This is a genomic window from uncultured Rothia sp. (genome assembly GCF_963544205.1).
In the GTDB taxonomy this organism is placed as follows: Bacteria; Actinomycetota; Actinomycetes; order Actinomycetales; family Micrococcaceae; genus Rothia.
The window spans coordinates 387,358-401,588 of the sequence record NZ_CAUUDY010000001.1 but is presented as its reverse complement, the minus strand read 5'-3'; the positions used below and the strand labels follow the sequence as shown (position 1 = coordinate 401,588).

General features: G+C 60.5%; 13 protein-coding genes and 1 tRNA gene. 9 read left to right on the top strand and 5 right to left on the bottom strand.

What is annotated here, in order from left to right; genetic code table 11:
- The first annotated feature begins 39 nt into the window (after positions 1–39).
- On the top strand, positions 40–1,623 hold the full coding sequence (locus RWZ58_RS01640) for a sodium-dependent transporter (RefSeq protein WP_314656957.1): 1,584 nt from the start codon (positions 40–42) through the stop codon (positions 1,621–1,623).
- 8 nt (positions 1,624–1,631) lie between these two features.
- A complete protein-coding gene (locus tag RWZ58_RS01635) occupies positions 1,632–1,775 on the top strand; it encodes a methionine/alanine import family NSS transporter small subunit (protein WP_080974908.1) in 144 nt (47 codons plus the stop codon).
- 108 nt (positions 1,776–1,883) lie between these two features.
- Here RWZ58_RS01635 and rarD read toward each other — a convergent pair whose 3' ends face one another.
- The gene (rarD, locus tag RWZ58_RS01630) at positions 1,884–2,909 is read right to left on the bottom strand and encodes an EamA family transporter RarD (protein WP_314656955.1); all 1,026 of its coding nucleotides are present in this window, start codon (positions 2,907–2,909) and stop codon (positions 1,884–1,886) included.
- Positions 2,910–3,110: 201 nt separating this feature from the next.
- On the bottom strand, positions 3,111–4,454 hold the full coding sequence (locus tag RWZ58_RS01625; protein ID WP_314656953.1) for a DUF6882 domain-containing protein: 1,344 nt from the start codon (positions 4,452–4,454) through the stop codon (positions 3,111–3,113).
- Between the two features lie 279 nt (positions 4,455–4,733).
- Between RWZ58_RS01625 and RWZ58_RS01620 the strand changes: the two genes are divergently transcribed.
- Positions 4,734–6,068, top strand: a complete 1,335-nt coding sequence (locus RWZ58_RS01620) for an SseB family protein (RefSeq protein ID WP_314656951.1) — start codon at positions 4,734–4,736, stop codon at positions 6,066–6,068.
- 121 nt (positions 6,069–6,189) lie between these two features.
- Here the strand turns inward: RWZ58_RS01620 and RWZ58_RS01615 are convergent, their stop codons facing one another.
- Positions 6,190–6,780 carry a Fur family transcriptional regulator gene (locus tag RWZ58_RS01615; protein WP_314656949.1) on the bottom strand — a complete coding sequence of 197 codons (591 nt, stop codon included), beginning with the start codon at positions 6,778–6,780 and terminating at the stop codon, positions 6,190–6,192.
- Positions 6,781–6,973: 193 nt separating this feature from the next.
- Here RWZ58_RS01615 and RWZ58_RS01610 point away from each other — a divergent pair, with 193 nt between their 5' ends.
- Both RWZ58_RS01610 and htpX read left to right on the top strand, forming a co-directional pair.
- Positions 6,974–7,237: a hypothetical protein gene (locus RWZ58_RS01610; protein ID WP_303949388.1), complete on the top strand. Its 264-nt coding sequence runs from the start codon at positions 6,974–6,976 to the stop codon at positions 7,235–7,237.
- A 139-nt stretch (positions 7,238–7,376) separates the two neighbouring features.
- Positions 7,377–8,261, top strand: coding sequence for a zinc metalloprotease HtpX (htpX, locus tag RWZ58_RS01605; RefSeq protein ID WP_314656948.1), 885 nt, complete (start codon positions 7,377–7,379; stop codon positions 8,259–8,261).
- A gap of 202 nt (positions 8,262–8,463) precedes the next feature.
- On the opposite strand, the gene RWZ58_RS01600 is transcribed toward htpX, so the two are convergent.
- Positions 8,464–8,955, bottom strand: a complete 492-nt coding sequence (locus RWZ58_RS01600) for a YajQ family cyclic di-GMP-binding protein (protein WP_005504808.1) — start codon at positions 8,953–8,955, stop codon at positions 8,464–8,466.
- Positions 8,956–9,096: 141 nt separating this feature from the next.
- Between RWZ58_RS01600 and RWZ58_RS01595 the strand changes: the two genes are divergently transcribed.
- From RWZ58_RS01595 to RWZ58_RS01585, 3 genes are all read left to right on the top strand, one after another.
- On the top strand, positions 9,097–9,483 hold the full coding sequence (locus RWZ58_RS01595; RefSeq protein ID WP_070846795.1) for a hypothetical protein: 387 nt from the start codon (positions 9,097–9,099) through the stop codon (positions 9,481–9,483).
- 262 nt (positions 9,484–9,745) lie between these two features.
- Positions 9,746–9,827 (top strand) — tRNA-Tyr (locus tag RWZ58_RS01590).
- A 337-nt stretch (positions 9,828–10,164) separates the two neighbouring features.
- Complete coding sequence (locus RWZ58_RS01585; RefSeq protein ID WP_049353817.1) at positions 10,165–10,542, top strand: co-chaperone YbbN; 378 nt, start codon at positions 10,165–10,167, stop codon at positions 10,540–10,542.
- A gap of 89 nt (positions 10,543–10,631) precedes the next feature.
- Here RWZ58_RS01585 and RWZ58_RS01580 read toward each other — a convergent pair whose 3' ends face one another.
- A complete protein-coding gene (locus tag RWZ58_RS01580) occupies positions 10,632–11,879 on the bottom strand; it encodes a 3-methyladenine DNA glycosylase (protein ID WP_314656945.1) in 1,248 nt (415 codons plus the stop codon).
- A gap of 272 nt (positions 11,880–12,151) precedes the next feature.
- Between RWZ58_RS01580 and RWZ58_RS01575 the strand changes: the two genes are divergently transcribed.
- Positions 12,152–13,996: a DUF2079 domain-containing protein gene (locus tag RWZ58_RS01575; protein ID WP_314656944.1), complete on the top strand. Its 1,845-nt coding sequence runs from the start codon at positions 12,152–12,154 to the stop codon at positions 13,994–13,996.
- Positions 13,997–14,231: the final 235 nt, after the last annotated feature.

Genomic DNA, 14,231 nt, shown 5'->3' with positions numbered 1-14,231 from the left:
CCAACCATCCGCGTCCCCACACATTCGAGGTTTACAACTATGGGAGCATCTACCCCTAAGGCGCCCGCAAAGCGTGAAGGCTTCTCGAGCCGTCGCGTCTTTATCTTTGCCGCCATCGGTTCTGCTGTTGGTCTGGGCAATATTTGGCGTTTCCCCTACATCGCATTCGACAACGGCGGCGGCGCCTTCATGATTCCCTACATTGTCGCTCTGCTGACCGCCGGCCTGACCTTCCTGTTCTTTGACTACGCGATTGGTCACCGCGCGCGTGCGTCGTCCCCGCTGGCTTTCCGCCGTCTGAACCGTAAGACCGAGTTCATCGGCTGGTGGCACATGGGTATTAACTTCGTGATTGCTATCTACTACGCCGCTATTGTGGCGTGGTCGCTGCGTTACATGGTTTTCTCCTTCACCAACGCGTGGGGCGATAACCCGAAGGCGTTCTTCCAGGGCGAGTTCCTGAAGGTTGCAGACACCCCCGGTGTCTCCCTGGACTTCAACATGAACGTCCTGATTCCCATGATTCTCGTGTGGGGCGTGCTGCTTGCCGTGATGGCTCTGGGCGTTCAGAAGGGTGTGGGCGCTGCCAACATCGTCTTTATCCCGCTGCTGCTGGTCATGTTTGTCGGCCTGGTGATTTACTCGCTGACCCTGCCCGGCGCTATTGATGGTCTGAATGCTCTGTTCACCCCCAGCTGGGATTCCCTGGCGAACCCGGACGTGTGGGTTGCTGCGTACGGCCAGATTTTCTACTCGCTGTCCATTGGCTTCGGCATTATGATTACCTACTCCTCCTACCTGAAGCCCAAGACTGACCTGACCGGTTCCGGTGCTGTGGTTGGTTTCGCAAACTCCGGTTTCGAGCTTCTGGCTGGTATTGGCGTGTTCTCGGCTCTGGGCTTCATGGCTCAGGCTGCCGGCACTCAGGTGAGCGAGGTTGCGACCAGCGGTATTGGTCTGGCGTTCATCGCGTTCCCGACCATTATTTCTCAGGCACCCGGCGGCGTGCTGATCGGTATCCTCTTCTTCGGCTCCCTGCTCTTTGCTGGTTTCACCTCCCTCATCTCGATTCTTGAGGTGATTATTGCGGGTGTTCAGGATAAGTTCGCGACTTCGCGTCTTGCTTCCACCGCTCTGGTGATTATTCCGGTTGCCGTGATTTCGCTGCTGCTGATGCCGACCACCACCGGCCTGTACGTGCTCGACATTCTCGATAACTTCGTGAACCTCTTCGGTATTCTGGCTGCCGGCCTGTGCGCCATCATCGTTGTGGCGTACGTGGTGCGTGCGCTGCCCGCCCTGGCCGAGCACCTGAACCGTTACTCCTCCATCAAGGTTGGTAAGATTTGGATGGCTCTGCTGGCCGTCGTGACCCCGCTGGTTCTTGGCTACTCCCTGATTCAGAGCGTCATCAAGCTGATTCAGACTCCGTACGAGGGTTACCCGGCAGATATGCTGGCCATCTTCGGTTGGGGTATGAGCGCGCTCCTGCTGGTCGGCGCGATCGTTGTGTCCCTCTTGCCCTGGTCGAAGAAGTCTCGTGCCGCTGAGAAGCCTCCGGCACCTCCGGTGATTGCCGGTCAGGTGGAGCACGACCATGTCGATACGACCATTACCCGTTAGGAGCCCTCATGTCTATCTCTGCAATTGTGATGCTGATTGTGGCCATCCTGATTATCTGGGGTGGCCTGGGCCTGGCGATGCTGAACCTGCACCGCCATCCGGACCTGGATGCCCTGGACGAAGCGGCTGAGGCTCAGGGCTCCGAGCTCTAGAGCGTAAACGCGAAATACGGTGATGCCCCGCCGGCTTATAGTTGGCGGGGCATCACTGTATTCTATGCGTGTGTTGAGCGTGCTGAAGGGACAGAACGGGGGAGGGAACTACTTGTTCTCGGAGCGCTGGGTTTGCTCCTGCTCTTCCAGAAGAATCTGCGCATCCTCAGCCTGTACGTTTTCCGCCTGAACCAGCGGAATCATGCCGGTCTCCGGGTCCGATAGCGCGGAAGCGCGGTAGGAGCGGGAGGCGCGTAGCGCATCCACCGTGAAGATGATGAGCGCAATCCAGATGAGGCCCAGGCCCAGCACCTTATCGGGGCTCATGCGCTCGTGCAGCACGGTGATGGCCAGAACAAACTGGATGGTCGGGCCCAGGTACTGCACCATGCCGATGACCGAGAGCGGCAGGGCCTTGGTAGCCGCCGCAAAGAGCATGAGCGGCACAACGGTGACCACACCGGTGGAAGCCAGGAGCCAGAAGTGCCCGGCACCCTCGCTGAAGAGGGTCATCTGACCCTGCGCGTTGAGGACGAAGAGCGCAATAACGCCGAAAGGAGCCAAGATTAGCGTCTCGAGGGACAGCGAGACGATGGGGCTCACCTCGTGGGCGATACGGGCCTTGAGCAGACCGTAAATACCGAAAGTAAAGGCCACGCCCAGGCCGGTCCACGGCACCTGCCCGTAGATAAGGCTCATCATCAGCACAGCGATACAGGAAATCGCCACCGAGACCCACTGCGCGGCGCGCAGCCGCTCCTGCAGAAAAATCACGCCCAGCACCACCGAAACCAGCGGATTGATGAAATATCCCAGCGACACATCAATCGTGTGGCCGGTCGTCGTCGCCACCACGTAGATGAGCCAGTTTGCGCAGATGAGAATGGAGGCGGCCGTCAGCACCAGCATGATGCGGCGGTTCCGCAGGGTTCGGCGGAAGTCGGCGGTTGCCCGAACAAGAGGTAGCAGCAGGGCGCAGAAGATGAGGGAGAAGACCACTCGCGCCACCACGATTTCGATAGGACCGGCGGGTGCCATGAGCACGAAGTACAGGGGGAGCATGCCCCAAATGAGGTAGGTGCCGATGATGGTGATAAACCCGTTGCGGGTGGTGTGCTTCTGCGTTTCTGACATGATTTCTTCTGACCTGATTCTTCTGATCTGATTCTGCGGTTACGTTCTTCTTTAGCTATTCATCGGGATGCGCCGGTGGGGTGCCCATCGGGGTATCAACGCGCACACTACTGTACCCGATACGGGGGTAGCGTACGCTAAAGACGCCACAGGCGCGGTACCACGAGGATACCGCGCCTGAAACGTCGCTGCGTATTCGGTTTAGAGGCCGAAGAAGCGGGAGAAGAAGCCCTTCTTCTTGGGCTGCTCTGCCTCGCGGCGTGCAGTTTCTTCCTGCTCGCGGCGGGCTGCCTCTTCGTGCTCTGCCTGCAGGTCGGGAGCTGCGCCAGCGTTGCGGATGGGCTCCACGTGCTGCTCCTCGTACTCTGCGTGCTCTTCGTAGTGCTCGGCCTCGGCGGGCTGCTCAGCAACAGGCTCAGCTGCGACCGGCTCCTCAGCGTACTCGGCGGAAGCCTCAACGGTCTCGTACTCGGGCTGCTCGGCCCCGATGGACTCGTCGGTGTAGACGCGAGCCTGCTCGGTCTCTTCTGCCTCGTACTCGCCGGGCAGGGTCTCCACGGTGACCAGGCCGGGCTCTGCGTGCTCTGCCGGTTCCTGATCGAAGGGAGCCTCGTCTGCGGGGTAGAGGTTCTCGGTGCTCTCGACGCCGGGCACCTCGGTCTCTGCGACCGGTGCGTGCTCTGCGATTTCGACAGCGCGCTCAGCCTCAGCCTCGGCACGTGCGGCGGCGCGTTCTGCCGCCTCCTGCTCACGCTGTGCGTTCTGTGCGGCTGCCTCAGCGGCTGCCACGCGCTCAATCTCGGTGCGCAGGGCGGCGAGGGATTCGCGGCGCTGAGCGGCAGCGGCTGCGCACTGCTCCAGAACCTCGGGGCCAACCTGAGGCTCAGCCTGCTCGATGCCGCTGATTCGGCCGTCGTCGAACCACAGGCGCAGCGCGCCGTCGGTTGCGGTCAGCACGGCGGTTGCCTCGGTGTCCCAGGCAATGTGGAAGCCGCGCTGCTGAGCGTAGGAGTCCACCGCCAGAACCTGGTTGTGAATCTCTTCGCTCTGCAGGGTCTTCGCGATGACACGGCCGATACCCTTGTAGGTCGGTGCCTCGAGGGTCAGCTCAGCACCCTCCAGCAGGGTCCATGCGCGCACGCCAGCACCCGCGGGTAGCGGGTAGTGTGCGTACAGGCCGCTGATGGTCTTGGTTGCCAGGGTGAGTCGGCGTGCCAGGGACTCGGAGAGGGGCAGTTCGTCGGTGGTCAGCTCGGTCAGGCCGTCACGCTCACCGGCTTCGCGCGCCTGAATAGCGGCAGAAACAACGGAGTCGGGGAAGTAGCCCAGCTGCTGCCAAGACCAAATCCAAGTACCGCGGTTCTCGGATTCGGTGCCCAGCAGGTGCGGCTTGAGCGAAAGCGGGGGCGTGGTCTCAAAGTCCAGAGACTGGGAGGTGAAGTCCACGTTCCACTCGGAGGTACCCACAAGCTCAGCGAGTCGAGCCTGGTACTCGGTGGAGATAAAAATCGATGCGTCGATAAGGTCCTGCAGAGAATTCGTCATGCTTCAAGATTATCAACCTTTTAGCGTTCACTATGCCGTGTATCCCCGGTTTCGGGGTGCGCTTTAGGCGTATTGGACGTTAAGAGGGTCGAATGGGCCGCCTAGAGAGGTTCAGGGGAGAGGTAGAGCATATATCTTTCGGCGTAAACTATCTGCGTGGAGTGCCCGTGTTCGTTAGAATCGAAGAGACGGCTTCTTCCGGCACCCTGTAAGCCGACACTACGACCGAACACGGATGCCTCCAGCCGCGCCGTATTCACACTCAAGGATGTATGAACTATGACTGAACCCCGCCTCGCCGAGACGAGTAGCCGCGCCGCGCGCATCCAGGACGCGCTGAACAACATTGGAAGCTGGCTGCTGGATGTCGTTAGTGTTGACCCCGGCTGGAGCGAAATGGTGCTGGACGTCAAGCCTCTAGCAGGTCAGATTTTTGTGCGCGTGCGTGAATTCCGCGACGGTGAAGAGTTCATTGGTACCATCGGCCCGCTCAAGGACGGCTCACCCATTATTGCTGAGGTCCGCAAGCTGCAGCGTGCCGCCTACGACGGCAACCGCGGCACCTGGTTCACCGCCTCCATCGTGGTGGCGGCTACCGGTTGGCCCAACCCGCAGTTCAGCGTGGGTGCCTCCTATAACCGTGATGATGAGCCCGCCAGCTGGAAGAACGAGGGTACCCTGACCGCAACCGACGTGCGTGAGCACCTGGCTGAGTTCCCGCGTGACGCATCGCGTATTCCTCAGTGGGCTCGTGAGCGTATGGAGGGCCGTGCCCGCCACTCTGCCGCCGCGGCGCTGTCTTCGAGCGAGCACGAGATTCCGAACCCCTACCTGGTCGCCGCCCTGGAAACCTTCCGCAACGATGTGCAGGAGCGAACCCTCATTAACGTGGTTCGCACCATGCTCGGCGGCGACGTTCTGCTGGATGCGACCGGCTCCCTGCTGATTCCGTCCGAGACCGACCCGATGGGCCCCGAATCGGTGCTGACCCACCAGGTCATTCGTATGCCCGAGACCGGCATGCAGGCGCTGTGCGTTTTCTCCTCCTCTGAGCACATTGGTAAGAGCTACGTGCGTCAGGAATCCGAGGGTGACGAGCTGATTCTGCGTGAACCGGCGATGAAGGTCTTCATCGACTTCCTCAGCAATGAGGCGCTGGATCTGATTGTGGTTGACCCCGGCACCGACCACGAATGCTACATTGAGCGCGCTCAGGTGCAGTGGATTGTCACCTCACCCCGTAATGACGGCGCGAAGATGGCGCTGACTCAGGACAACATGCAGATGCTGCTCGGCTCGCTGGTATCCCCGGCGTCCGTGCTGCTGGTGGGTGTTGACCCGGCTGACCCGTCCGGTACCTCCTTCGTCTTTGACCCGGATGAGAACGGTAACCCGCAGAGCCTGCTGGTGTTCACCTCGCCCATTGAGATTGCGGCACTGGATCCGCATATTGAGGTGCGTTCGGCGAACGCCCTGGATATTCTGCGTTACGCCCTGGAGATTGGCGCCCCGAGCGTGAAGGTGAACGCGATTAACCCCTCCACGGTGCTGACTGCGGCGCAGATCCGCGAACTGCTGGAGATTGTGGGCTCGCAGCCCCCCATGGGTGCTTAAGCTTCTCTAAGCTCCTGTATTGAATACTTAAACCGTTGAGGCGGCGACACGAGTTGTGTCGCCGCCTCAACGGTTTAAAAGCTCTCATGACCGAGCCTGCCCGGATTCCCAGGCTATAGGGTTATGCCGCCAGGATGCGCGCTGCCGCTTCCTGCTGGGTGCGGGCGAGTGCTGCCTCCTGCTCGGTCTGGCAGTCTACGCACACGCCCTGGTAGAGCACGTCTGCGCTGAAGAGTGCCATGCCGTGAAAATCGCTGGGGGTCAGGCAGGGTGCGGAGCCAACCGCGCAGTCCACGTCTTCGACCTTGCCGCAGCGTACGCAGAAGGCGTGGTGGTGGTTGTCGCCCGTGCGGGTTTCGTAGAGGGCGGGGGTTCCCGGCGGCTCGAACTTACGCAGCAGGTCGATATCGGTCAGGTCGGCAAGAATGACGTAGACCGACTGAACCGTGATGGCGGGGATGCGCTCGCGGACTGCCTGCACGATGGTGTCGGCGGTGGAGTGCGGGTGTTCCTGCACTGCGTGGAGTACGGCGAGGCGCTGCTTGGTGACGCGGCGGCCTTTGGTGCGCAGACCGGTGGTCCATGCTTCTTCGAGCTGTTCGGGGCTCATTGCTGAGAGCAGGGGCAGGCCGGTGGTGTGGGCGCAACCGGTGTTGTGATGGTCTGGGCTATGGGTCTTCTTCGTATCGGAGGTTGTCATTGCGTCGGTCATAGGTTTAAGTCTACACGTTATTATGAGAAATTCATCATTATTTTATGAAAAGCTCATAATAAGCCGGGAGGGTGTCCCTTTCATCCACTCTGTGGCGCCCCTCCTCACCCCGGCCTCGGGTGTGAAGAGATGCCGTACAATCAAAGAACCTAGAGTACCCGTACCGACGAGCATCATCAAGGAGGATAGGGCCATGGCGTACGACTTCACAAACCCCATCTACATTCTGCTGATGATTCTGCTCTTTGGTGTGCCCATCGTGACCCCGGTGATTTACGGTCAGTACCGTAGCACCACCACCGGCTTTGACTTGGAGGGTCAGCTGATGCTCGGCCTGCTCTTCATCCTTTTTCTGGGTGCTTACGGCACGATTCTTCTTCTGGGTATTTTTCCGACTGCTACGGCGCAGGTGCTGGAGCAGGTGCCCCTGGTGAATATCCCCGGCGCCATTCCCTAGTTCTTCTCGCACTTTCGGCGTCTGGGTGACGCTCTGGGTGAATCCGCGCGCCATAAGGTGCGCCCGCGGGTGCTTGCACGTATTCTATAGAGTCAAGTACACGCTGTACGCACTGACCTATTTGCTTAGGAGGATACCCATGCACAGTCATAACAATGGACTGAAAACTGCCCTGTTGATGTGCTCCATGGTGGGCATGATGCTGCTCATCGGTGGTCTGCTTTCGGTGAGCTTCCGTACCTCCATTTTCATCTGGATTATGGGCCTGGTGAGCTTGGGTTCGGTGGCGTACACCTACTGGAACTCCGATAAGCTCGCCCTGCGCTCCATGAATGCGTACCCGGTGAGCCGTGAAGAGGTCCCGGTGCTCTACGACATTGTTGAGGAGCTTTCCTCCCGTGCGGGTCAGCCCATGCCCGCCCTCTACGTGGCGCCGACCATGACCCCGAATGCGTTCGCGACCGGTCGTAACCCGCAGAACGCCGCGGTGTGCTGCACCGAGGGTATTCTGCAGCTACTGGATGAGCGTGAGATGCGCGGCGTGCTCGGCCACGAGCTCATGCACGTGTACAACCGCGATATCCTCACCTCGTCGGTGGCGGCGGGTATTGCCTCCATCATCGGTACGGTCGCGCAGTTCCTCTCGTTCGGTGCGATGTTCGGCGGTTCCAGCCGCGACGGTGAACGCTCGAACCCCATTGCCATGTTCGTGATTGCCCTGCTGGCTCCCATTGCTACGCAGGTCATTCAGATGGCTATTAGCCGTACCCGCGAATTTGATGCTGATGAGGACGGTGCACGTCTGACCGGTGACCCGCTGGCTCTGGCTTCGGCACTGCATAAGCTGGAGAGCGGCGTGTCCATGTATCCGATGGACCCGAACAACCGCAACACCGAGGCGGCGAGCGCCATGATGATTGCGAACCCCTTCGGCTCGCTGAAGAACATGCTTTCGACTCACCCGCCGATGGATCAGCGTATTGCGCGCCTGCAGCAGCAGGCTCGTGAGATGGGTCAGTACTAAGTCTTTTCTCTGCTGAATCATTCGGGTACTAATATGACGCTGTATGAGTATGGCCCAGCGTGACGATTGTGACCCGCGATGACGGGTTGGCAGACAAAAAATCCTCGGGGTGGCTACTGTGGAAGTAGCCACCCCGAGGATTTTGCGTATAGGCTTCCTAGGCGCCTCCCTCACCCATCACTGGGGGGAGTGCCGCCTGAGCTTAGCGGTAGTTGACGAACTGCAGGTCAATCTCAAGGTCGGCGGACTTGAGCATTGCGATAACTTCCTGCAGATCATCGCGGGACTTGGAAGAGACTCGCAGCTCATCACCCTGGATGTTTGCCTTCACGCCCTTGGGGCCCTCTTCGCGGATCATCTTGGAGATCTTCTTTGCCTGATCCTGCGCGATGCCTTCCTTGATGGAGCACTCGATGCGGGTTTCCTTACCGGATGCGTAGGGCTTGCCGGAGTCCAGGGACTTCAGGGAGATGCCGCGCTTGACCAGCTTGGACTGGAAAACGTCCAGTACTGCTAGGGCGCGCTCTTCGGCGTTTGCCTTGATGAGGATCTTGTCGCCGGAGTAGTCGATTTCTGCACCAACGCCGCGGAAGTCGTAACGCTGGGAGATTTCCTTCTGCGCCTGGTGCAGTGCGTTGGAAACTTCCTGCTTGTCCACCTTGGACACAATGTCGAATGACGATTCGCTAGCCATGGGCTTTCCTTTCGTGAATGAGGTGCTACTGGCACCGGTTAGTACTAGCCTACCGGGTTGGGGCTCTTGTTCACAGCTAACTACCAGAAATACGGGCCTGTTTTACAGGCGCCACTAACCTTAAAAGAGGACAATAGAAATATGACCACTCCTAACCTGTCCGCAACGGACCTGCGCACGAGCGAGGAAGCTCGCGACCTGCAAACCCTCCTTTTCATCGACCTGCATACCTCTCTGGGTGCTGAGCCCGAGGGTATTCCTGAGGCGGAGCGTCTCAACGAATCTGACCACCACGAGATTCATCTTGATCTGCACGAGGAAGATGCTGAGCCTTCTCCCTTTGACGGTATCGGTATCACTCTGACGGAACCTTCGCTGGTGGCGCGTTTCCGTGGCGTTCGCCGTGACCTGGAGCGTGAGATCGCCGGTGACATGTGCACCGTGGAGCAGGCGCGCCGCTACCTGGAGCACCTGGAGATCGTGCTTCTGCTCGAGCAGGACGGCGACACTCCGTCCCGCTCCTTCTAAAACTGCTGTAGGCGGTGGCGCTTTATTCACGGTTTTATTTCGTGAGGTGAGAGCGCGGGCGCTGCAATAGATATGTGCGGTAGATATGGATGCGCGATGAGCGTGCGCTCTTGGCTCTTTGGTGACTTGGGTGGCGAGAAACGATAAATACAGCCAGAAATATAACCTTCGTCACAAAACCCTGCGTGAAGTGTACAAGTCCCCAAAACTGCTGTAGAGTAGTCTCTGTTCGCGTGAGCGAGCAACTAGCACCTAGCTAGGCGGCAGGTTACCCGAGCGGCCAAAGGGGGCTGACTGTAAATCAGCTGGCACTGCCTACGGGGGTTCGAATCCCTCACCTGCCACAAATAGCCCGGTTACGAAAGTAACCGGGCTTTTGTGTATCTAAAACCGGTTTCTAAAACCAAGGGCGGCGAGGCACAGTCGCGCTGAGCATCTCGGCAAAACTCTTATACGGCACTCTTGTGCGGTTTGTACTCGCCGGTCGTTCCACCCGCCGGATGTGGCGCCTCCGCGGCCCGTTACAGGCACCTCGCTGGAGCCTCCGCGACACGCCCATGAACCGGCAGAATTAGCCGCGGAAAGAGCCAACTATGACGGTAAGTTGTCATATCTTTCACAATGTTTGAATCCCAGGGCGAACAATTCGCGATTGGGGTCTAGAGGGTGTAGCTTTATCTCATGGCTACTATTGAAATTACTCAGCAGAACCTGACTGCTACCGTCGAGAGCAACGACATCGTCTTCCTGGACTTCTGGGCAGACTGGTGCGGTCCCTGCAAGCAGTTCTCCCCCGTCTACGAGGCGGCTTCGGAGAAGCACACCGACATTGTTTTCGGTAAGGTCGACACCGAGGACCAGGGCCAGCTCGCTCAGGCAGCAGGCATCACCTCCATCCCCACCATCATGGGCTTCCGTGGCGGTATCCTGGTTTACCAGCAGGCTGGCGCACTGCGCGAAGACCAGCTGGAGACCGTGATCGGTTCGATTCGCGAGCTCGACATGGACAAGGTCCGTGCAGAGATCGCAGCAGCAGAGGGCTCTGCAGAGAAGAAGTAAGCTCACCACCACAAAAGAGCTTGAACGGGGCGCACCCGCCGGTACAACCGGTAGGGGCGCCCCGTCCCTTTTAACCTCGTTAGGGTGCGTTAGCGGTCGCGATGATCCTCAATGGTCATACGCGCCCCGTAGCGCTGCTTTGAGAAGCCAGAGGCGTGCATGAGCCGCACCAGACGTTGCCGATGCGGGCTGTAGGGTGCGAGCAGGGCTAGCATGCCCGCATCGTCGGTGCGCTTGCCGGTGAACAGCTCGCCGACCGCGTGCGCCAGGTGGTAGTCGCCTACGCTGATGGCATCCGGGTGCCCGCACACGCGCTGCAGAGCCTCAGAAATGCTCCACGGGCCCACGCCGCGCACCGTGTGTAGGCTCCGCGCCAGTAACGCGATGTCCCCGCTTGCCGCAATATTCTTGAGAGACTCGGCGGAACGGGCGTAGGCGTACACGGCGTCGTAGCGGCTTTTATCCACGCCCGCCCGATGCCAATCCCAGCTCGGAATCGTCGCCAGGGTTCGGGCGGTCGGGTAGACGCGCATCCCATCCGGCTGATGCCCCAACCCGGTCGACGGGGCGGGGGAGCCGTACTTTCGCAGAACCCAGCGCAGGGTTCTGAACGCCTCGGTCTGGGTGATGCGCTGCTCCACAATGGCGTTGAGCATCTGCCGGTCCAGCTGACCGGAAGCGCTGAGGCGGAGCCCCGGATTCTGTCGCCACGCCCGCTGAACACGCGGCGGAAGATCCTCAAAAGACGACAGCGCGCCGAAATGTTCGGCGGGGTCGTGCAGACCCAACCAGTACGTCATTTCCTGCGCCAGCGCCTGAAGGTCGGCTCGCACCTGCATCTGCTGGTCGGCGGCGGTGTAGGAAGCCCAGATGCGAATACGTACCGGGCGCATCAGTAGACGATGCAGGGCGGGCAAAGCCTCGGGAAGCTTGGTTGCCTCCGCAACTCGTTCGACGTACAGCACCGCCGGGAACTCGTGAAACGGCGTGCGAGCCGTCACCCAGATTCGCTCAGCACCATCCGCGCGGCTCAGCGCACGATACGAAAGATCCTGAGCACCGCGGCGCAACGATCCCAAAGTCTGCGCCAACTGCACCGGAACCTGCGGCTCAATCACGACCTCGCACGCCTCGGGTGCCAGAGCCCCCGGAAGAACCGAAGCCGCGGGGGAGAGAGTACGAACCTGAACGCGCGGCTGATGAGGAACGGTAGGCTCCTGAAGAATATCCGCGAGCGCCGGGGCATAGGGCACACCAGCAGCCGCCAGAGGATTCCGGGCGCGCTGAACACCCACGCCGGGGCTGCCGTTCGGGGATGCAGGAGGAATCGTACTCACCTCACCAGTCTATGCCCTCACCCAACGAGGTGCCCCCGCCTATACCCCGTCTATGACCACCAGCCTAAGAACATCAGCATAAGAACATCAGCTCAAGCGGCAGAAATACTCGGCAGGGCAGGTACACCGCTAATGCGATACCCTAAAAGGTAGAGCAAAAACGAACGCAAGCGCAGTCGTCGTCACGGCACAGGCTGCGCGTTCCGCCCCGCTCACAAGGGCGCCCACGCCCGGACACGCACCCCGGACATCACCCCGAGAGAAGGACGCCTATGGCACCGGAAGCACATGACGCACCCTCGATGACTGACGCACCTGAAAAGAACGGCACCGCTACAGGCGCGCGCCGCCAGCGTACCCAGAAAAAGCCGCGTCAGTCCTTCACGGAGCGCGTCAAGAGCATCCGCCCTCTCGAACTTCTGCCCGGTCTGCTCCTCGCCGCCGCCGTTATGGCGCTGTACACCTACTACTCGCTTCAGCAGATGAAGCACTGGGTGACCCCCTCCTGGGACCTGGCAATCTTCACCCAGATGGCGCAGGCGTACTCGCACTTCTCCGTGCCCATCGTGCCCATTAAGGGGCCCGACTTTAACCTCTGGGGCGACCACTTCCACCCGATTCTGGTGCTCCTCGGTCCCGTCTACGCGCTGTTCCCTTCACCGACCACGCTACTGGTCGTGCAGAACGCCCTGGTCGCTTTCGCAAGCTTCGCGATTGTGCGTTTTACTCAGCGTGCCTTCGCGCTCGGCCAGAAAGCTGAACTCGCTGCGACCGGTACCGCTGAACCCGCTCAGAACGCCAAGCCCGCAAAGTATCAGGGCGTTATTCCGACCATCACTGGTCTACTGCTCGGTGCCGGCTTTGCCCTCAGCTTCGGCGTTCAGCAGGCTATCGCCGCCCAATTCCACGAGGTTGCCTTCGCCGTGCCGCTGCTCGCCATGAGCCTCGGCTACCTGGTGCTCGCCTCGCGTGTGAGCGGCACCGAACGCGCACGCTACCTCGCCTACGCCTGCTGGTGGTCCCTGCCCATCGCCTTCGTCAAAGAAGATATGGGCATCACCGTCGCAGCTATCGGCCTCATTATCTTTATCCGCACCGGCTGGCTGAGTACCGCCGTTGACATCCTGATGCCGCGTCTCTCCGAAGGCACCCCCGCTCCCATGCGCACCCGCATGCAGCAGCTCTACTCCTCCTGGGCGCGTACCCCTGCCGTTGCTGAATCCACCATGGTCATGATTTGGGGTGTGTTCTGGTCGGTTGTTGCTATCTACGTGATTCTGCCCTACTTCAACAGCGGCGGTAACTTCGACTACGCCGACAAAGTGAACTTCTCCGCAGCCCTGGGCGACCCCTTCGGCTCGGTCCTGCAGATGCTCGGTAACAACACCAAACTGGCAACCCTCGGACTGCTCCTGATGACCGGCGCGCTCCTCTGGGTCATTTCACCGCTGGCGGCAATTGCCCTGCCGACCCTCGCCTGGCGACTGCTCTCCACCATGGAGTCCTACTGGGCAAGCACCTGGCACTACTCGCTCGTGCTCATGCCGGTCGTCTTCCTCGCCCTGCTGGACGCCGTCCTGCGTGTGCGGTACGGCGTGGTCCCCGCCGCGATTCCGGTACGCTCGGCCGCGCGCGCAACCGATAGCGCCTCCACTCAGGAAGCTGCCGCACCCGCTGCCCCCGGTCGCCTGAGCACCCTGGCACGCCGCATGCCCGTATGGGCTCTGCCCGCCGTGGCGCTCTTGCTTGCGGCGTCCCCGATCTTCGTCGCCGGCTCCCAGCAGCCCCTCGCCTCCCTGAGTAACGCACAGTTCACCGCCTCCGCTCTGACCACCACCGACCAGATGAAGCAGGACGCCGTGCAGAAGGTACCCGAAGGGGTAACGGTCGCATCTGACCTGTCGATTCTGACCCAGCTAATCCCCGGCCGCACCGTCTACTGGATCGGCCACACCGGTGAACCCGCCCCCGACTACGTGGTCATTGACCGCAAGAGCAACTCCTGGGGTGGCAACCCGCCGACCAACGCCGCACAGTACGCGGCTGACCGCTACGGCCACTCCTACGCTAAGTACGCGACCGTCGGCACGATTGATATTGTGCGACGCGTAGACTAGCCCTTCGGTTTAACTTCTCAATGAGCACCCACCCTCCGAAAGTGAGGGTGGGTGCTCGCCTTTAAGAGATGAGGTTTTAAGCACCTTTTTATAGCCCAGGCGGGGACCCTACTGTACACTGGATAGAACACGGGAACCCCCGATGAAGGTCTTGTGCGCACCCGGCACCCAAGGTGGTGCTGGAATTGTAGGTGCGCCGTACTCACCATCACCGATTGATACGCCCCATAAACTT

Bases quoted from the DNA above. Each gene is read 5' to 3' on its own strand.
- RWZ58_RS01615 (WP_314656949.1), bottom strand. From the start codon at position 6,780: ATGACCGACGCAATGACAACCTCCGATACGAAGAAGACCCATAGCCCA.
- htpX (WP_314656948.1), top strand. From the start codon at position 7,377: ATGCACAGTCATAACAATGGACTGAAAACTGCCCTGTTGATGTGCTCC.
- RWZ58_RS01640 (WP_314656957.1), top strand. From the start codon at position 40: ATGGGAGCATCTACCCCTAAGGCGCCCGCAAAGCGTGAAGGCTTCTCG.
- RWZ58_RS01635 (WP_080974908.1), top strand. From the start codon at position 1,632: ATGTCTATCTCTGCAATTGTGATGCTGATTGTGGCCATCCTGATTATC.
- RWZ58_RS01575 (WP_314656944.1), top strand. From the start codon at position 12,152: ATGGCACCGGAAGCACATGACGCACCCTCGATGACTGACGCACCTGAA.
- rarD (WP_314656955.1), bottom strand. From the start codon at position 2,909: ATGTCAGAAACGCAGAAGCACACCACCCGCAACGGGTTTATCACCATC.
- RWZ58_RS01620 (WP_314656951.1), top strand. From the start codon at position 4,734: ATGACTGAACCCCGCCTCGCCGAGACGAGTAGCCGCGCCGCGCGCATC.
- RWZ58_RS01585 (WP_049353817.1), top strand. From the start codon at position 10,165: ATGGCTACTATTGAAATTACTCAGCAGAACCTGACTGCTACCGTCGAG.
- RWZ58_RS01625 (WP_314656953.1), bottom strand. From the start codon at position 4,454: ATGACGAATTCTCTGCAGGACCTTATCGACGCATCGATTTTTATCTCC.
- RWZ58_RS01610 (WP_303949388.1), top strand. From the start codon at position 6,974: ATGGCGTACGACTTCACAAACCCCATCTACATTCTGCTGATGATTCTG.
- RWZ58_RS01595 (WP_070846795.1), top strand. From the start codon at position 9,097: ATGACCACTCCTAACCTGTCCGCAACGGACCTGCGCACGAGCGAGGAA.
- RWZ58_RS01600 (WP_005504808.1), bottom strand. From the start codon at position 8,955: ATGGCTAGCGAATCGTCATTCGACATTGTGTCCAAGGTGGACAAGCAG.